This is a genomic window from Rhodanobacter sp. G2-10 (assembly GCF_055809185.1).
Map to the genome: position 1 here is coordinate 2841548 of NZ_CM147900.1, position 17051 is coordinate 2858598.

A 17051-nucleotide genomic window follows, 5' to 3' on the forward strand; every position below is an offset into this window, starting at 1 on the left:
CCGGCTCCGCACAGCTCTGGCGGGTTCATCACGTGACACAAGGGCCTTGGGCTTGGATCGGATCAGCGCGCGACAACTCTACGACAGCGTCCACGAGCGCATGGCCTTGCGCTGGGTGTCGGGCATGCGCGGGGAGGGACGCCTGCTCGAGCCGGGCGTGGCGCAGGCACGTCGACCGTCGTTGATCGGCTATCTCAACGTCATCTACCCGAACAAGATCCAGATCATCGGCTCGGAGGAACTGAACTACCTCGACGGGCTGGATTCGCGCCAGCGCTGGGAAGTGATGCACAAGATCGCCGCCTACCAGCCGGTGGCCTTGCTGGTGACCAAGGACCAGTCGGTGCCCGCCGATTTGCGGGAGGTGGCCGAAGAAACCGACATGCCGTTGTGGACCAGCCCCAAGCGCGGCCACGAGTTGCTGACCTACCTGCAATATCACCTGGCGCGAATGCTGGCGGCCAAGACCACCTTGCACGGCGTGTTCCTGGAAGTCTTTTCGATCGGCGTGCTGATCACCGGCGAGGCGGGTTCGGGCAAGAGCGAGTTGGCGCTGGAGCTGATCAGCCGCGGCCATCGCCTGGTTGCCGACGACGCCACCGAGTTCACCCTGATCGCACCCGACGTCATCGACGGCACCTGTCCGGAGCTGCTGCAGGATCTGCTCGAGGTCCGCGGCCTGGGCGTGCTCAACGTGCGCGAGATGTTCGGACACATGTCGGTCAAGGCGTCCAAATACCTGCGCCTGGTGGTGCACCTCAAACCGCTGCGCGACAGCGATGCCGACGACACCGACGCGCTGACCCGCCTTACCGGCGATATCGGCCATCGTCAGATCCTCGACGTATCGGTGCCGATGATCACCATCCCGGTGGCCTCCGGACGCAATATCGCGGTGCTGGTGGAAGCGGCGGTGCGCAGCCACGCACTGAAAAGCAAGGGTATCGATCCGGCGCAAACCTTCATCGACCGCCAGGCGCATCAGCTGCGCCGGCTACCACCGTGGTGAACAGCATGAACGACAACGAGCCGCCGTTGACTCCATTCAATGCGCGCGAAGCGATCCATCTGATCGTGCTCACCGGCCTGTCCGGAGGCGGCAAGACGGTGGCGCTGCGCGCACTCGAGGACCTGGAGTTCTATTGCGTCGACAACCTGCCCGGCAGCCTGCTGCCGCACCTGGTACAGGCGGTGCTGCAGGATCACAGCAGTCGGCGCCGGCGCATCGCGGTGGGCATGGACGTGCGCAACCGCGGCGAGGATTTCAGCCACCTTCCCCAAGTGCTGTCCGAGCTGGCCGCCTCCGGCGTGGAAGTACACCTGATCTTCCTGGATTGCCGCGACGAGGTACTGATCAAGCGCTATTCGGAAACCCGCCGCCGCCATCCGCTGGCACTGCGCGGGGTGTCGCTGGCCGATGCCATCGTGGAAGAGCGTCGCCTGCTGCGTCCGTTGATGGCGATCGCCGAGAAAGTGATCGATTCCAGCGACCTCAACGTGCACCAGCTTCGCCGCCTGGTGGCTACCGGCTACGCCCAGGCCACCGAAGGGCTGACCTTGATGTTCCAGTCTTTCGCATTCCGCCGCGGCTTGCCGCTGGACGCGGATTTCGTGTTCGACGCGCGCTGCCTTCCCAATCCGCATTGGCAACCGCATCTGCGCCCGTTGTCGGGCAAGGATGCCCCGGTGCGCGAGTTCCTCGATGGCGAAGCGCTGGTCCAGGAATACTTCGACGACACCATGCGCTGGCTGGATGCGTGGATCCCGCGCTTCGAGCAGGACGATCGCAGCTATCTGACCGTGTCGGTAGGTTGCACCGGCGGCCGGCACCGCTCGGTCTACCTGGTCGAGAAACTGGCGGCCCACTATCGTGACCAGCGCGAAGGCGTGCTCACCTTCCATCGCGAACTCGAATGACCATCATGGCGCTTCCTTTCCTCGAATTCTCGGGCACCGGGCCATGAGCGTCGGCGTGCTCCTGATGACGCACGAGGCGGTCGGCAAGGCGCTGATTTCCGCCGCGCATCACGTGATGCCCAAGTTGCCCCTGCGGGTGACCGCGGTGGAAGTTCCGCCACAGTCCGATCCGGAAGTGATGCGCACGCTTACCGCCCATCACGCGCGCGAACTCGACCAGGGTGACGGCGTGTTGATCCTGGCCGATCTGTATGGCGCCACGCCATGCAACATCGGCCTGTCATTGGGCGCACTCGGCGTCCATCTGCGCTGCGTCTCGGGGCTGAACCTGCCGATGCTGCTGCGCGTTCTCAACTATGCGGAAAAATCACTGGACGAGCTGGCCGAAGTCGCCGCCAGTGGTGGCCGCGGAGGAATTTTCATTGACCATGCCTGATCACAAGCGCGCGCTTCCCCATGCTTGAGCAAGAAATCGTCGTCACCAACAAACTCGGCTTGCATGCCCGCGCCTCGGCCAAACTGGTGCAACTGGTACAAGGCTTCAAATCCACCGTGTGGCTGGTCAGCAAGGGACGCGAGGTCAATGCACAGAGCATCATGGGCGTGATGATGCTCGCCGCCGGCATCGGTACCACGCTGAGCGTGCGTGCCGACGGTCCGGACGAAGAAGCGGCCGTCGCCGCCGTGGTTGAATTATTCGAGCGCAAGTTCGACGAGGGAGCGTGATTGGGATGGGAATCGGGAATCGGAAATCGGGAATCGGGAAAAGTCGAGCTCGGCATGACCAAGGTGTCGGCACCAGCCCCATGTTGACCGCCTTGTCCATTCCCCATTCCCGATTCCCCATTCCCTGCTCACGGGGGGCCCAACCATGAGGGAAGTCCTTCCCGGCACGGTCGCGGCCCACGGCATGGCGCTGGGCCGCGCACGCCTGGTGCAGCCCAGCCGTTACGCGGTCGACACCCGTCCGTTGGAGGAGGACGAGGTCGAGAGCGAGCTGAAACTGCTGCACCAGGCGCTGGATACCGCGCGGCAGGAGTTGCGTGAACTGCGCGGCAAGCTGCATGGCGCGTTGGCGCGCGAAGTCAACGAATTCATCGACGCGCACAGCCTGCTGCTGGACGATGCCGAGTTGCTGCGCGGGCTGGATGACCTGGTGAAGATCGGCCGCTACCGCCCGGGCGCGGCGCTGAAGAAGCAGCGCGACCGTCTGTCTGCCGTGTTCGAGGCCATGGACGACCCCTATCTGCGCAGCCGCAAGGAAGACGTCGAGCAGGTCATCAACCGCGTGATTTCCGCTCTGCAACGGCAGACCAGCCCGGAGGAACGCAAGCTGGCCGCGCGCGTGGGCGAGATCCTGATCGCCGACAGCATCGCCCCGGCCGACATGGCGCAACTGGCCGGCAACGGCCTGCTCGGCGTGGTCGCCAGTTCCGGCAGCGCGTACTCGCACAGCTCGATCCTGGCCCGCAGCCTGGGCCTGCCGATGCTGGTCGGCACCCGCGACGCGCTGGCCAACATCCACGACGACGACTTGATCCTGCTCGACGCCGAGCGCGGCGAAACGGTGGTGCACCCTACCGCGCAGGATCTCTCGCGCTACCGCGCGTGGCAGCGCGAGGCGGTCAATGAGGGGCGCCGCCTGGCGAAGCTGGCCAACGCCCCCACGCGTACCCTGGACGGCGTCGAGATTGCGCTGCTGGCCAATGCGGAAACCAGCGCCGATGTCGCCATGGCGCGTGCGCGCGGTGCCGATGGCGTCGGTCTGTACCGCACCGAATTCCTGTTCCTGCGCAAGCGGGTGCTGCCTTCGGAGGACGAACAGTTCATCGCCTATCGCGACCTGGTGATGGGCATGGGCGGCCTGCCCGTGACGATTCGCACCATGGACCTGGGCGCCGACAAGGCCGATGCCGCCGGGCTGGCCACCCGCGGCGAGGAAAACCCGGCGCTGGGCGTGCGCGGCGTGCGGCTGTCGCTGCGTCATCCCTCGGTGTTCACCACCCAGATCCGCGCGATCCTGCGCGCCGCCTGCTACGGCCCGGTGCGCGTGCTGGTACCGATGGTGACCCAGCCGGACGAGCTGATCGCGGTACGTACCCTGTTCAAACTGGCGCGCCAGGAACTCAAGCGCGAGAACATCGACCTGCCGGAAAAACTGCCGCTGGGTGCGATGATCGAAGTACCCGCCGCGGCGATCAATGTGCGCGCGCTGCTGGAATACTGCGACTTCCTCGCCATCGGCACCAACGACCTGGCGCAGTACGTGCTCGCGGCCGACCGCGGCAACGACGCGCTGGACAACATCTACAACCCGCTGCAGCCGGCACTGCTGCGCCTGCTCTCGCACGTGATCAGCGCCGGCCGTCGCGCAAAAAAGCCGGTGAGCCTGTGCGGCGAGATCGCCGGCGACATTCATTTCACCGCCTTGCTTCTGATGCTTGGCCTGGACGAGTTCAGCATGCACCCGAGCCAGATCCTGCACGTGCGCGATCGACTCGCCTCGCTGGATCACGCCCGCCTGCGCAAGAACGCTGCGCGCATCCTGCGCGCCCATACCCACGAGCAAGCCGAAGCGCTACTCAACGACATCGTCGAAAACCCCACCGCCGACACGTAGGATACCGGCAGCCCCGCAGGGCGGGCTCCGCCCGCCAGCTCTTGAACTCGACAAGAGCCGCGACATCCGATGTCGCGAGATTCCGCGCAGGCAATCGCGCGCACCAAGCCCGGCGCCTCACTCCCCGCGATCAAACCCCGTACTCTCCAGAAACGCATCCAGCAACGCACCGCGGTATTTCTGCCGGTGCAACAGCAGCGACAGCTTGCGGCGCAGGTCGAGGAACGGCGTATTCAATGCCTTCAAATGACCGGCAGCCACCGCGTCGGTGATCGCCACCGCCGGCAGGCAGGCGATGCCGAGGCCCGCCACCACCACCTGCTTGATCGCCTCGATCTGGTCGAGTTCCAGCACGGTTTCGCCCGGTGGCAGCTGCGCCAGCACACGCTCGCTGGTGGCGCGCGTAGCCGAACCCGGTTCACGCAGCACCCAACGGGCGCCGGCGAAATCGGCGGGCTTGAGTCCACGTTTGCGGGCCAGCGGATGTTCCGGCGCGGCGCACACCGCCAGCAAGTCGTCCCGCCACGGCCGCACTTCCAGTTGCGGATGCGCCACCGGCCCTTCGACGCATCCGATGTCCAAGCTGTGGTCGAGCATCGCCGCCGCGATTGCCTCGGTGTTGGCCACGCGCAGGCGAATGGCCACTTGCGGGTGCGCCCGCACGAACGACCCCAACAACTCGCCGACCCGGTAATTGCCCACCGTGTTGCTGGCGCCGATACGCAACTCGCCGCCCAGGGTGGCGCCGGTTTCGCTGCCGCGACGGCCGAATTCCGCATGGCGCTCCAGCAACTCCTGCGCCAGCGGCAGCAGTTCGCGCCCGCGCGCGTTCAGATGCAGGCGGCCACGCTCGCGATCGAACACCGAAGCGTCGAGCTGACGCTCCATTTCCGCCAGCGCCATGCTTGCCGCCGGCTGGGTCAGGTGCAGGCGCTCGGCCGCGGCACGCACACTGCCCAGCAGCGCAATCTGCACGAACACGTCAAGTTGGCGCGGACTGATATTGATCATCAGGCGATCTTATACATGAAATCAGAATTTCAAAGTTTTCTTTATGCATGGCAACACCGACAATGGCGACGCTCCCGGAATCGAGAGGTGCGCCGAATGTCGGCACCCGCAACCTGGACGCGACTATCCCCGCCCGACAGGCCCATTGCATGAACGCCCCCTCCATCGCCGCCACCATTCATCCCACCCTGCGCAGCCGCGCACCGGGCCTGTTGCTGGCCGTGGCGATCGGCCTGGTCGCGCTGTTGCTGGGGCGCTGGGCGCCGATCATCGGCGGACCGGTATTCGGCATCGTGCTGGGCATCCTGGTGCGCAACCTGTTCGCGCCGGATGCGCGCTTCACGCCCGGCATCCAGTTCGGCGGCAAGCAGGTGCTGCAGTGGTCGATCATCGCGCTGGGCTTCGGGCTCAGTCTGACCCAGGTGGCAAAGACCGGCATGGAATCGCTGTGGGTGACCATGATCACGATGAGCGTGGCCTTCCTCAGCGCGTGGGGGCTCGGCCGCTGGCTTGGCGTGCACGACAAGTTGAAGATCCTGATCGGCGTGGGCACCGCCATCTGCGGCGGCTCGGCGATCGCGGCGGTGACCCCGATCATCCGCCCGGACGATCACGACACCGCCTTCGCCATCTCCACCATCTTCCTGTTCAACGTGGTCGCCGTGCTGCTGTTCCCGATGCTGGGCCACCTGATGCACCTGTCGGATCTCGGCTTCGGCCTGTGGGCCGGCACCGCAATCAACGACACCTCGTCGGTGGTCGCCGCCGGTTACAGCTACAGCCATGCGGCAGGCGACTACGCCACCATCGTCAAGCTGACCCGTGCCACCCTGATCATCCCGGTCTGCCTGGTGCTGGCCTTCGTGGTGGCCGCCCGCGAAAAGCGCAAGCAGGCACAGACCGGCAGCACCGGCGGCTTCAGCCTGGCCCGGATCTTCCCCTGGTTCATCCTGTGGTTCCTGGTCGCCTCGGCTGTCCGCACCGCCGGCCTGGTGCCGGTGGCGATCCAACCGGCACTGCACATGCTGGCCGAGTTCCTGATCATCGTGGCGCTGACCGCGATCGGGCTCTCCGCGAACCTGCGTCGGATGATCTCCAGCGGCGCGCGACCGATCCTGCTGGGGCTTGGCGTGTGGGTCGCCGTTTCGGTCAGCAGCCTGATGGTGCAGCTGGTCATCGGGCAGCTGTGACCCGCGCGTGGCTACGCGCCACGCGCCCTTGCCGGTTGTTGGTCAGCGCTTGTCCAGCGAATATTTTCCAGGTCCGATGACGCTCAACAACAACAGGCCGCCCACGATGCTGATGTTCTTGTAGAAGCTGATTATGCTCAGGTAGTGCTGCATGCCTTCCATGTTCCAGTAGCGGTGGCCGATCAGCGCGGCGGCCAGCGTGTAGATGGCGAGGGCCAGTGCCAGCGGGCGCGTGTAGAAGCCGAGCACCAGCGCGATCCCGACCCCGAATTCCATCAGCACCGCGATCAATGCCAACAGCCCGGGCAGCGGCATGCCGGTGGATGTCATGTAGGTGACCGTGGCAGTGAAGCCCAGAACCTTGTCGAAGCCGAACTTGACGAACAGCACCATCAACAGGATACGGGCCAGCAGAATCAGCTGATCTCTGTAGTCTTCGAACAAGCTGTAGCGCATGATTGCCTCCCTACGGCGTCACGTTTGGCCATCAAGATCAGTGCAGCGCCAGGCGACGCTGCGGATCAGGGACCGCCGGAGGCATCCAGGTGAGTCTTGCTTGCGGGCAGGCATTCCAAATGGAGTGCCGTGACTTCCCGGCCATCCCGCAACGTTCCGGCGAGACCCATCAGGGCCCATCCTACGCCGTTCGGGCATGGCGTACAGTCTGGCCTCGTCGGCCCCAGCGGAGGGCGTGCCGTGGTGGCTCGCCCCGCCCACATCCGCACCCGGATTTTCAGCATTGCATCGAGTCGCCAGCCATCGCTCCAGTCACAGCGTCCGCTTGAATTGCGGCACCACATGCCCGCACATTCATTCGGCAAGTCTCCTGCCCACGGAATCACCGCGTGATCGAGCAAAGCCTGACCCTGCCCTGCGGCCACGTGCTGAGCAACCGCTTCTGCAAATCGGCGATGACCGAAGGCCTGGCCAGTCCGGCCGGCCACGCCACCGATGCGCATCGGCGACTCTATGCCAGTTGGGCCGGCGGAGGTTCCGCACTGCACCTGAGCGGCAACATCATGATCGATCGCCGCTACCTGGAGCGCGCCGGCAACGTGGTGGTCGAGGACGACTGCGGCATCCGCGAACCCGAAGCCTGGGCAGACACCGTGCATGCCCAGGGCAGCCAGTTGTGGGCGCAGGTCAGTCATCCGGGCCGGCAATGCCCGCGTCTGGTCAACCTCACCCCGCTGGCGCCGTCCGAAGTGCAGCTGGCGGCGGCCGGCAATTTCGGCAAGCCGCGCGCGATGACCGAAAGCGACATCCTCGACGTGATCGGCCGTTTCGCACGCAGCGCCGCGATCCTGAAAGTCGCCGGTTTCGACGGCGTGCAGATCCACGCCGCACACGGTTACCTGCTGTCGCAGTTCCTCTCCCCACGCACCAACCGGCGCAGCGACCATTGGGGCGGCTCGCTGGAAAACAGGGCACGCCTGCTGCTGGAGGTGGTGCGATCGGTGCGCGCCAGCGTCGGCTCGGACTACCCGATCGCGGTCAAGCTCAACTCCTCCGATTTCGTCAAAGGCGGCTTTACCCTCGATGAGAGCCTGCAGGTCGTTGGCTGGCTCAGCGAGGCAGGCATCGACCTGCTGGAAATTTCCGGCGGCACCTACGAGCAGATCGAGTTCTTCAAGGCCCGCGACCCGGCCGAAATCCGCGACAGCACGCGCGAACGCGAGGCGACCTTCCTGAAATACGCCAAGTCGATCAAGGCGGTCGCCAACATGCCGGTGATGATCACCGGCGGCTTCCGCACCCTGGCCGGCATGGAAGCCGCGCTGCGCGAAGGACAGACCGACATGATCGGCATCGCTCGTCCGTTCTGCCTCGATCCCGACTTCCCCAACCGCATGCTCGCCGGCGACCTGCCCGCCCTGCCGATGCCGGAGGATCGCCTGGCCCTGGGCAAAGGCTGGCGCGGACCCAACAGCCGCTCCAGCACCATGCGCGCCTTCAACAACCAGGCCCAGGCTGGCTGGTACTACCACCAGATCGAACGCCTCGGCGCCGGACTTGCGCCGCAGCTGCGGCTGTCGCCGTGGCGGGCGCTGCTGGGGCACTTCAAAAAAGACCTTGGACGGGCGATAGCACGGAAGCGTGCCTCCTGGAGACTGCCGCTGGCGGCTCAGCCCCATGGCGGAGCAGACGCAATCAGAACCCCGGAGCAAGATCTGTGACGGAAACCCGCGGGCTTGGCCCGCAGGTGATCATCCGCCCAGCATGCAGCTGCCCCGCCAGTCAGCCATCCAGAAGAATCCTCAAGAACTCTCCAGCGATGACGGACGTACTGAAGTGCGCCAGGGCGAACTGACGCGCGGCGGCTCCCATCGGCAGTCGGCGCGGTGCGGCGCACATGTTGAGGATTGCATCCCGCCACGCGGCGACGTCGCCCGGCGGCAGCAATACACCAGTCACGCCCGGATGCAGCGTTTCGGGAACACCGCCGATCCTGCTTGCCAGAACGGGGATACCGGCAGCCTGCGCTTCCACCGATACCCGCCCAAACGTCTCCGGCTCGATCGAAGGGAGCGCGAGCATCGACATGGCCCCGTAGTATGCGTAGACGTCATGCGTCCAGCCGACGAAGTGGTGTCGCCGATGCAGTGGATGCGCCGCCGCACGCTCGCGCAGTGCGGGACCCTCGGGGCCATCACCGATCCACAGGCAGTGCAGCCTGGGCTCGGCCACCATCGCCTCGGAGACAGCTTCAAACAAGGCAGACGTGCCCTTGCGCACGTGCATGCGGCCGACATAGCCCAGCACGATGGCGTCGCGGTCGATACCCAAAGCATCCCGAATGGCACTGCACTTTTTATCATCGCGCTGGAACTGCGCGATGTTGACCGGGTTGTACAACACACGAACCAGCTGCGCCGGAATGCCTTGATCCAGGTAACCCTGACGCGCGTAGTTGGAGACAGCAAAGAAGCGCCGCGCCAGGCGCGGGAACAGATGCGCCGACAGCCTCCTCATTGGCGTCGTGCGATGGCGGAACAGCGCAACGGGTATCTTCCGCATCCATCCGATCACCAGCAATGGCCAATATTCCTTGCCGAAGTTGCCCACCAGCCAATCCGGCCTGAAGCGCCTGGCTGCTCCAAGTACTTTGAAATAGCCGCGCAAATCCAGCGCATTCCGAAACGTCGCCACTACCAGCTGCACTCTTGAACCGGCGAGTTCGTGACTGATCAGGCCATCACGGCATGCCACGACGACGACCTCGTGTCCGGCCTCGACAAGCGCCTGTGCCAGCGCGACGAAATGTGTGGCGGCCCCGCTGTTTTCCGGGTTGGTTCCCACGAACAGAAACTTCATGCCCGCCGATCCTCGTACGCGGTCAGGGCACGCATGGCGAACTGCAGCAGCAGATGATGGCGTGCCACCTGCACCCGTGGCAGCCGCCACAGGTCGCTGCCTGGCACCGCGCGCCCGCGACGGGTGGCCGTTGCCGCGGCATAACCCGCCTCGCGGGTCACGTCGGCGACACGGTCGTCGACGTCGCCGTAGGGATAGCAGAACTGTGTAACCGCCACACCCAGACGGTCCTCCAGGTCGGCCTTGCAGCCATGAACCTCAAGACGCAAGCGGGCATCGTCACATTGCGTCAGGCGCGGATGCGTCCGCGTGTGTGCACCGACCTCCATGCCGCCGGCACACCAGGCGCCCAGTTGTTCGACGCTCATGGTGGGCTTTCTGATGCCGAGCCGCTCCGCATCCCAGGTGTTGAAACGGCCGATGCTTCCGCTCACCACGTACGTCGTGGCACTGAAACCATATTTCTGCAACACCGGCAGGGCGGATTCGAGGTTGTCGGCGTAACCGTCATCCAGCGTGATGATCGCTACCCGACCTTGCTGCTCGCCGCGCAGGTACGGCATCGCGGCCGACATCGACAGGCCCCGGTAACCCAGGCGATGCAGCAATCCCATCTGGCGACCGAACGCGCCAGGGCTTACGAAAAGGCTGCGATAGACACGCAGATCCCGCGGGGCGCACGCGATGTTGTGATACATCAGGATGGGCAGGCGGTAGCCGGCCACAGACTTCGAGTGAGGCATTGCCTGGCTCCATCGCAGACAAATCTGCACGCAAGATAAGGGGCGACCAGGACCAACCAGGGCCTGTCGTCGCGGGGAATGTGCAGGGAGTTAGTTCAGCGGATGAGTCTTTCGCCGGGCTGTCAGTCAGGCGCACGCGGGCCGGCGGGAAAACTGCCTTTTGAGACGACCACGCCGCGTGGTCGAGCAAGAATCAATCCCAATGCGCAGGTCTTGCGCCGCAATCGGCGCTGTCCCCGCAACGGGCCATGCCGGGGCATTTCAGGAACGACTCTGGACGCAATGGCGCGCCGTTGAGCGGCACCGCAAGGCAGGGATTCAGCGTCACCGTCCGATAGCCGAGCAGCCCCACGGATGACGCACGTGCCACCACACATAGGGGCCTGGCTTGGCTCAACTCGTGGCGTGTGCCGCCCGTCCAGAAGGACTTCACACGCGATGCTCCTTGAGTTTCAAGGCAGGCCGGGTGTAGTTGCCTCGAAGTCAGTCACGCGCCGGAAACCATCAAGGCCGCTCAGGCCTTCCCCTGCTCCACCAGTGTCATCGCAACCTTGTCGCGCAGGTAGACCGGCAACGCCAGTTCGGGCGCTTGTCCGCGGCCGGCCTTGAATTCGCGGACCGCCAGTTCGGCAACATGCGCGGCCTGCGGATAGCAATGGCCGTCGGCCGAGTGGAGGGTGCCGGTGAGTCGCTGGCTGAGTACGGCGGCGTAGGTGGCCCAGCCACTGCCGACCACCTGCCAGGCTGTCGCCTCGGGCAGCAGCAGCGACTCGGCGGTGCAGATGCGCTCGTCATCCAGAGCGACCAGGCCGCCGTGGTCGTCGCGTCGGTAGCTGGCGGCATAGATCTCGCCCATGCGCGCGTCGATCACGGCGAGGATGGCGGTGTCCTCTTCCTCGGGCGCTTCGAGCGCCAGCGCCGCCAGCGAGGAAATGGTGATTACCGGCAGATCCAGCGCCAGGGCCATGCCCTGCGCCAGCGATACGGCCAGCCGCACACCGGTGAATGCGCCCGGACCGCGGCCCACCGCGATCGCGTCCAGCGCCAGCCGCCCGATGCCGGCTTCGGCCAGCAGCGCATCGGCCATCGGCAACACCAGCTCGGTGTGGCGGCGTGGCGCGATCTCGCTGCGGGCGATCAACTCGTCGCCGTGGATCAGGGCGACGGAACAGGCTTCGGTGGCGGTTTCGATGGCAAGCAGGTTCATGACCGCTCCATGATAGCCGGTGGCGCTGGCGTCGGTTCGCTCGGGATCGGAACATAGGCGTACCAGTCGATACGCCGGGTCAGGTACATCATCAATGCCACCATCGCCAGCAGCACCAGGGCGCCGATCAGCAAGGCGTACTGCTCGGCGGCGATGAGTCCGTACAACATCGCGTAGATCAGACCCAGCACGCCGCCCAGCAGCGCACCGGCGCGCCGGGTGCGCAGTACCGCCATCGCGTAACCCCCGACGATCAGCACCACCGCCGTGGCCGCCAGTGCATACGCCGGACCGAAGCCGATCTGTTCCGACAGCGCCAGCAGCACCACGTAGAACGTCGCCAGCGCCGCGCCCACCAGCAGGTATTGCAGCGGATGCACGCGCAGGCGCTTGAGTACCTCGAACAGGAAGAAGGCCACGAAGGTCATCGCGATGAACAGCAGACCGTACTTCCCGGCGCGCACGTTGCGCTGGTAGACGTCGACCGGCTGGTACAACTGCACGCCGAAGGTGGAAGCCTGCAGCGCGGAGCTCATGTCCTCGAGATCGGTCCAGTGCTGGCCATAGCTGCGATTGAGATCCAGCAGATGCCAGCGCGCACTGAAACCGTTGGCATCGAGGCGGTGCTCCAGCGGCAACGCCGCGCCGACGAAGCTGGGGTCGCGCCAGGGCGCGCGCATGCTCACGTCCGTGCTGCGTCCCAGCGGCAGCAGCTTCAGCGATTCCGTCCCGGCCAGCTTCAGCGCGATTTCCACGTCGATCGGCTGGCCCGCCATGCCACCCAGGTCGATCGGCACGACCACGTTCGGCCACGGCCCGAAGCGCGAGGTCGATGATTCGAAACGCGCCGGTTTGCCGTTGATGCTCACGCCGGTGATCTCCTGCAGGCCGCGCAGGTCGCCCACGGGCAGGCGCAACTCGGCCTTGTCAGGCCGCCAGGCGGCCGCGCTGTCATGCTGAAACTGCGCGACATCCTGCGCGCGGAAACGTGCGTCGAGCTTCACCGTCGCCACGAACACCGGAGCACTATAGATGCCGTAGCTGCGCGTCTGCACCGCCATCGCCACATCCATCTTCAGCGTGTCGGCCAGCATGCTCTCACTGCCCGCGCGCAACTGGTAGGGCTGGTTTTCACCCGCACTGACCTGGCGCACGGTTGGCACCACCAACAGCGGACCACCCAGTACCTGGTCGCCACCCCAGCCCTGCGCGATCTGCGCGACGGCCTGCTCGCGCAGCTGCTGGCGCTCAAGCACCAGGCCACTTACCTGCAACAACGGAATCGTCATCAGCAAGGCCAGCACGCCGATGCCAAGCACCTTGGCGGTGACCGTCTGTGTCCACTTGCCCATGCTGCCGCACTCCCCGGAATGGAGTGTTGATGGGAACAGGTGAAGCGGGTCATCAACGGGCGGATTTCAGCCTTTGCCGGGCCCACGCATGGCGAAACGCGGCCAAACCCTGCAGCTCGACAGCCATGCGCGCGTAGGGCGGGCTCTGCCCGCCGGCTTTTGTCGCCGGCCCGGACCGGGTACGGCGGGCGAAGCCCGCCCTACGGTGTGGCTGCACCGGCGAAGAATGCTTGCACATCGGCCAGCTCGCTTGTGCGCGACAGCCGGATGCACGTAGGGCGGGCTCTGCCCGCCGGCTTTTGTCGCCGGCCCGGACCGGGTACGGCGGGCGAAGCCCGCCCTACGGTGTGGCTGCACCAGCGAAGAATGCCTGCACGTCGGCGAGCTCGCGTGTGCGCGGCATCGGCGACAGCCCGTAGGGAGGGCTCTGCCCGCCGGCTTTTGTTGCCGGCCCGGACCAAATGCGGCGGGCGAAGCCCGCCCTACGGTGTGGCTGCACCAGCGAAGAACGCTTGCACGTCGGCGAGCTCGCGTGTGCGCGGCATCGGCGGCACGCTGGCGAGAAACAGCTTGCCATAGCCCTTGGTGGTCAATCTCGGATCGCACAGCACCAGCACGCCGCGATCATGCACGTCGCGGATCAATCGGCCGGCGCCTTGTTTCAACGCGATCGCCGCGCTGGGTACCTGCCAGCCCATGAACGGGTTGATGCCTGATTCCTGCAGCGCGGCGAGGCGCGCCATCAATACCGGATCATCGGGCGCGGCGAACGGCAGTTTGTCGATCACCACCACGCTCAGCGCCTCGCCGACCACGTCGACGCCTTCCCAGAAACTGGCGGCGCCAAGCAACACGCCTTGGCCACTGGCGCGGAACTCCTCCAGCAGCCGTGGCCGTGGCGCGGTGCCCTGCACGAACAGTGGCCACGGCACCTTGTCCTGCAGCAACGCGGCAGCGCGACGCAGCGCGCGGTGCGAGGTGAACAGCAGGAAGGCGCGGCCATTGGAGGCGTGCAGCACCGGCAGCACCGCGTCGAGCACCTGCTCGGTGTAGTCGCGCGCGTTCGGGTCGGGCAAGCCGGCGGGCAGATAGCACAGCGCCTGGTGCGCGTAGTCGAACGGGCTTTCCAGGCTCAGCGTACGCGGTTCATCCAGGCCGAGCTGACGCGTGAAGTGGTCGAAGTTGCCGGCCACCGACAAGGTCGCCGAGGTGTGGATCCACGCCGCTTGTGCCCGTTCCCGCAGGCCACGCATGGGCGCCGCCAGATCCAGCGGCGTGGCGTACAGGGCGAAGCCGCGCGGGAAGGTCTCGTACCAGCGCACGTCCTGATCGCCATGCGACTCGACGATGCGCTCCAGCCTTCCGCGGAACAGCTCGGCGCGCTCTTGCAGGTTGGCGAAGCCACGCGAGCGCTCCGCCTGCGAGGAGAGCAATTCGGCGAGCGTGGCCAGCAGCTCGCCCAGCTCATGCAGCGCGTCACGCACGCTGGCACGGTCCTCCAGCAGCGCGAACGCACCGCGTGAGGGCAGCGGATCCATCGCCAGGCGCAGCTTGCGCAAGGCGCCCTGCAGGGCTTCGACCGGTTCCAGCAACAGACCGATCGCCCCGGTGACGCCGCCGCATTCCGTCAGCGCATCCTGCGCCATGTCGGTGAGCTGGCGCGCGCTCAGGCTCTGCGAGAAGAACTGCCCGGCCAGTTCGGGGATCTGGTGTGCCTCGTCGAGGATGAAGGCCGCCGCGCCCGGCAGAATTTCCCCGAAACCTTCCTGCTTCAATGCCAGATCGGCGAACAACAAGTGATGGTTGACCACCACCACGTCCGCCTCCATCGCCTCCCGGCGCGCCTTGAACACGTGGCAGTCGTCGTAGAACGGACACTCCACCCCCAGACAGTTCTCCGCGGTGGAAGTGACGCGCGGCCACAGCGGCGATTCCTCCGGTACTTCGGCCAGCTCCATGCGGTCGCCGCGGCGGGTGCGTGCCGACCATGCGCGGATCGTCGCCAGCTGCCCGGCCTGCACGCGCTCGAAACTGGCGCCCTCGCGCACGGTCTGGTCGAGCCGGTACAGACACAAATAGTTGGCGCGACCTTTCAGCAGTGCAGTCTTCTGCCGCGTGCCGAGCACCGAGCGCACCCTGGGCAGGTCGCGGAAATACAACTGATCCTGCAGCGCCTTGGTGCCGGTGGAGATGATCACGCGCTCGCCCGACAGCAAGGCCGGCACCAGGTACGCATAGGTCTTGCCGGTACCGGTGCCCGCCTCGGCCACCAGCGTGTCACGCCCTTCGATGGCCTGCGCCACCGCACGAGCCATGACCTGTTGCGCCAGTCGCGGAGCAAAATTGGGCAGTTCGCGTGCGAACGGCCCTTCCGCGCCCAGCAGTTCGCCGACGTCATCGTCGTCACGCGTATCCATGTCTGTCATCGTTGCAGTATCGCCCACACCGGCATCCGGAAAACAGGCGAGACCAGCGTCGTGCTGGCGAAGGCTGGCGCAATGCATCACGATGCAAGCTCCAAACACGAGGGAAGCGCAAGATGACGACCGAACTGTGCATGCTGGTAGCTGGTGCGGTGCTGGGCCTGGTGCAGATCGCACTGGCCGCTAGCGGCTCGGTGGCGCAACGTGGCCTGAGCTGGGCCGCCGGTGCTCGCGACGGCGACGCCAAGCTACTGACGGGCGTGGCGGGGCGGCTGGATCGTGCCCGCGCCAACTTCCTGGAAACCTTTCCGCTGTTCGCGGCTGCCGTGCTGGCTGCATTTGCCATGCAACGCCTCGATGGCACGACGGCGCTGGGCGCGCAGTTGTATTTCTGGGCGCGGCTGGTCTACGTGCCGGTCTATGCAGCCGGCATCCCCTACCTGCGCACCCTGGTCTGGGCGGTGAGCATCGCGGGCATCGTGCTGGTGCTGACGGCCATGTTCTGAGGCAATGCCGACGGGGTCGGTACGGGGCTGTGCAGAGCGACGCGATTTGGGTTTGCGCTACTCGATACTCGATCGGCATTGCCATGGCTGCGCACGGCGTCGATGACCGGGATGCGCGATGCCCGTCGAAAGAGCGCCCCCATCCGCCCTGGCGGGCACCTTGCCCCGCACAGCGGGGGAAGCGAGGTTCATGCATGCCCTGGTGTCCGCGACCGACATCGCCTCAGGCTGCCCGATCGGCGACCCGTCTCAATAGCGGGGAATGTCCGCCTTGCGGCATTGCTTGACCCACTTGCGGGCGGTGTTTGCACCGGCCTGATCGTCAACGCGCAGGTGCGTCTCCACGATGGTTTGCCAGTTGCGCGCGCACAGCGGGCCAAGTTGCGGACCGAGCGACCATGATTTGCGGGCAAGCTGCTCGGCGCGGGTGAAATCACCCAGCCGCACCGCGAGTTCGGCGCGGTCCTGCAGCAGCTCGGGCGAATCCGGCGCGATCTGGAGTGCCTGGTCGAGTTTGCCTGCGGCCTCCGCATAGTGGCCGCCCTGCTCGTCCTGCTGCGCGGCATCGACCAGGCTCGCCACGGCCGGATCGCGCAACGGCTTGACCTCGATGACCGAGTTGTCCTGCGCACCGGCAGCACGGATCGCGGCCACCATGTCCCGGCTCGATGGCGCAGCCTTTTGCTCCGGCACCTTGGGCGAGAACTGACTGCAACCGGCGACCAGCAAGGCCGACGACAGCAAGCATTTGAACGGGAATCGCATGA

At 66.0% G+C, this 17051-nt stretch carries 16 protein-coding genes; 8 read left to right on the plus strand and 8 right to left on the minus strand.

Annotation, left to right across the window (positions count from 1 at the left end; all coding sequences use genetic code 11):
• The first annotated feature begins 52 nt into the window (after window positions 1–52).
• The 5 genes from hprK to ptsP all read left to right on the plus strand — a co-directional run bounded on the left by hprK (window position 53) and on the right by ptsP (window position 4537).
• Entirely contained in the window at window positions 53–1009 is a 957-nt protein-coding gene (gene hprK / locus AC0L58_RS12970) for an HPr(Ser) kinase/phosphatase (protein ID WP_473684032.1), read from the plus strand.
• A gap of 5 nt (window positions 1010–1014) precedes the next feature.
• A complete protein-coding gene (rapZ, locus tag AC0L58_RS12975) occupies window positions 1015–1917 on the plus strand; it encodes an RNase adapter RapZ (RefSeq protein ID WP_473684034.1) in 903 nt (300 codons plus the stop codon).
• A 43-nt stretch (window positions 1918–1960) separates the two neighbouring features.
• Window positions 1961–2353 (plus strand): PTS sugar transporter subunit IIA, encoded by a 393-nt coding sequence (locus tag AC0L58_RS12980; RefSeq protein ID WP_473684036.1) that lies wholly within the window; start codon window positions 1961–1963, stop codon window positions 2351–2353.
• A 20-nt stretch (window positions 2354–2373) separates the two neighbouring features.
• Window positions 2374–2643 carry an HPr family phosphocarrier protein gene (locus AC0L58_RS12985; RefSeq protein WP_473684038.1) on the plus strand — a complete coding sequence of 90 codons (270 nt, stop codon included), beginning with the start codon at window positions 2374–2376 and terminating at the stop codon, window positions 2641–2643.
• Between the two features lie 145 nt (window positions 2644–2788).
• A complete protein-coding gene (ptsP, locus tag AC0L58_RS12990) occupies window positions 2789–4537 on the plus strand; it encodes a phosphoenolpyruvate--protein phosphotransferase (protein ID WP_473684040.1) in 1749 nt (582 codons plus the stop codon).
• A 117-nt stretch (window positions 4538–4654) separates the two neighbouring features.
• Here ptsP and AC0L58_RS12995 read toward each other — a convergent pair whose 3' ends face one another.
• Window positions 4655–5548 carry a LysR family transcriptional regulator gene (locus AC0L58_RS12995; RefSeq protein ID WP_473684042.1) on the minus strand — a complete coding sequence of 298 codons (894 nt, stop codon included), beginning with the start codon at window positions 5546–5548 and terminating at the stop codon, window positions 4655–4657.
• 149 nt (window positions 5549–5697) lie between these two features.
• Between AC0L58_RS12995 and AC0L58_RS13000 the strand changes: the two genes are divergently transcribed.
• On the plus strand, window positions 5698–6738 hold the full coding sequence (locus tag AC0L58_RS13000) for a YeiH family protein (RefSeq protein ID WP_473684044.1): 1041 nt from the start codon (window positions 5698–5700) through the stop codon (window positions 6736–6738).
• Between the two features lie 42 nt (window positions 6739–6780).
• Here the strand turns inward: AC0L58_RS13000 and AC0L58_RS13005 are convergent, their stop codons facing one another.
• A complete protein-coding gene (locus AC0L58_RS13005) occupies window positions 6781–7194 on the minus strand; it encodes a DoxX family protein (RefSeq protein ID WP_473684046.1) in 414 nt (137 codons plus the stop codon).
• 389 nt (window positions 7195–7583) lie between these two features.
• Between AC0L58_RS13005 and AC0L58_RS13010 the strand changes: the two genes are divergently transcribed.
• Window positions 7584–8915, plus strand: a complete 1332-nt coding sequence (locus tag AC0L58_RS13010) for an NADH:flavin oxidoreductase/NADH oxidase family protein (protein ID WP_473684048.1) — start codon at window positions 7584–7586, stop codon at window positions 8913–8915.
• A gap of 61 nt (window positions 8916–8976) precedes the next feature.
• On the opposite strand, the gene AC0L58_RS13015 is transcribed toward AC0L58_RS13010, so the two are convergent.
• The 5 genes from AC0L58_RS13015 to AC0L58_RS13035 all read right to left on the minus strand — a co-directional run bounded on the left by AC0L58_RS13015 (window position 8977) and on the right by AC0L58_RS13035 (window position 15772).
• Window positions 8977–10053, minus strand: coding sequence for a glycosyltransferase family 4 protein (locus AC0L58_RS13015; RefSeq protein WP_473684050.1), 1077 nt, complete (start codon window positions 10051–10053; stop codon window positions 8977–8979).
• Entirely contained in the window at window positions 10050–10796 is a 747-nt protein-coding gene (locus tag AC0L58_RS13020) for a polysaccharide deacetylase family protein (protein ID WP_473684052.1), read from the minus strand. The genes AC0L58_RS13015 and AC0L58_RS13020 overlap by 4 nt, the downstream gene beginning before the upstream one ends.
• 514 nt (window positions 10797–11310) lie before the next feature.
• Window positions 11311–12003: a tRNA (adenosine(37)-N6)-threonylcarbamoyltransferase complex dimerization subunit type 1 TsaB gene (tsaB, locus tag AC0L58_RS13025; protein ID WP_473684054.1), complete on the minus strand. Its 693-nt coding sequence runs from the start codon at window positions 12001–12003 to the stop codon at window positions 11311–11313.
• Window positions 12000–13355 carry a cell envelope integrity protein CreD gene (creD, locus tag AC0L58_RS13030; protein WP_473684056.1) on the minus strand — a complete coding sequence of 452 codons (1356 nt, stop codon included), beginning with the start codon at window positions 13353–13355 and terminating at the stop codon, window positions 12000–12002. Before creD ends, tsaB begins: the two co-directional genes overlap by 4 nt.
• A 482-nt stretch (window positions 13356–13837) precedes the next feature.
• Window positions 13838–15772 carry an ATP-dependent DNA helicase gene (locus AC0L58_RS13035; protein ID WP_473684058.1) on the minus strand — a complete coding sequence of 645 codons (1935 nt, stop codon included), beginning with the start codon at window positions 15770–15772 and terminating at the stop codon, window positions 13838–13840.
• Between the two features lie 122 nt (window positions 15773–15894).
• Between AC0L58_RS13035 and AC0L58_RS13040 the strand changes: the two genes are divergently transcribed.
• Entirely contained in the window at window positions 15895–16284 is a 390-nt protein-coding gene (locus AC0L58_RS13040; RefSeq protein WP_473684060.1) for an MAPEG family protein, read from the plus strand.
• A gap of 249 nt (window positions 16285–16533) precedes the next feature.
• Here the strand turns inward: AC0L58_RS13040 and AC0L58_RS13045 are convergent, their stop codons facing one another.
• Window positions 16534–17049 (minus strand): tetratricopeptide repeat protein, encoded by a 516-nt coding sequence (locus tag AC0L58_RS13045; protein ID WP_473684062.1) that lies wholly within the window; start codon window positions 17047–17049, stop codon window positions 16534–16536.
• Window positions 17050–17051: the final 2 nt, after the last annotated feature.

Coding starts and splice junctions, on each gene's coding strand:
- rapZ (WP_473684034.1), top strand. CDS start 1,015: ATGAACGACAACGAGCCGCCGTTGACTCCATTCAATGCGCGCGAAGCG.
- AC0L58_RS12980 (WP_473684036.1), top strand. CDS start 1,961: ATGAGCGTCGGCGTGCTCCTGATGACGCACGAGGCGGTCGGCAAGGCG.
- AC0L58_RS12985 (WP_473684038.1), top strand. CDS start 2,374: ATGCTTGAGCAAGAAATCGTCGTCACCAACAAACTCGGCTTGCATGCC.
- ptsP (WP_473684040.1), top strand. CDS start 2,789: ATGAGGGAAGTCCTTCCCGGCACGGTCGCGGCCCACGGCATGGCGCTG.
- AC0L58_RS12995 (WP_473684042.1), bottom strand. CDS start 5,548: ATGATCAATATCAGTCCGCGCCAACTTGACGTGTTCGTGCAGATTGCG.
- AC0L58_RS13000 (WP_473684044.1), top strand. CDS start 5,698: ATGAACGCCCCCTCCATCGCCGCCACCATTCATCCCACCCTGCGCAGC.
- AC0L58_RS13005 (WP_473684046.1), bottom strand. CDS start 7,194: ATGCGCTACAGCTTGTTCGAAGACTACAGAGATCAGCTGATTCTGCTG.
- AC0L58_RS13015 (WP_473684050.1), bottom strand. CDS start 10,053: ATGAAGTTTCTGTTCGTGGGAACCAACCCGGAAAACAGCGGGGCCGCC.
- AC0L58_RS13020 (WP_473684052.1), bottom strand. CDS start 10,796: ATGCCTCACTCGAAGTCTGTGGCCGGCTACCGCCTGCCCATCCTGATG.
- tsaB (WP_473684054.1), bottom strand. CDS start 12,003: ATGAACCTGCTTGCCATCGAAACCGCCACCGAAGCCTGTTCCGTCGCC.
- creD (WP_473684056.1), bottom strand. CDS start 13,355: ATGGGCAAGTGGACACAGACGGTCACCGCCAAGGTGCTTGGCATCGGC.
- AC0L58_RS13035 (WP_473684058.1), bottom strand. CDS start 15,772: ATGGATACGCGTGACGACGATGACGTCGGCGAACTGCTGGGCGCGGAA.
- AC0L58_RS13040 (WP_473684060.1), top strand. CDS start 15,895: ATGACGACCGAACTGTGCATGCTGGTAGCTGGTGCGGTGCTGGGCCTG.
- AC0L58_RS13045 (WP_473684062.1), bottom strand. CDS start 17,049: ATGCGATTCCCGTTCAAATGCTTGCTGTCGTCGGCCTTGCTGGTCGCC.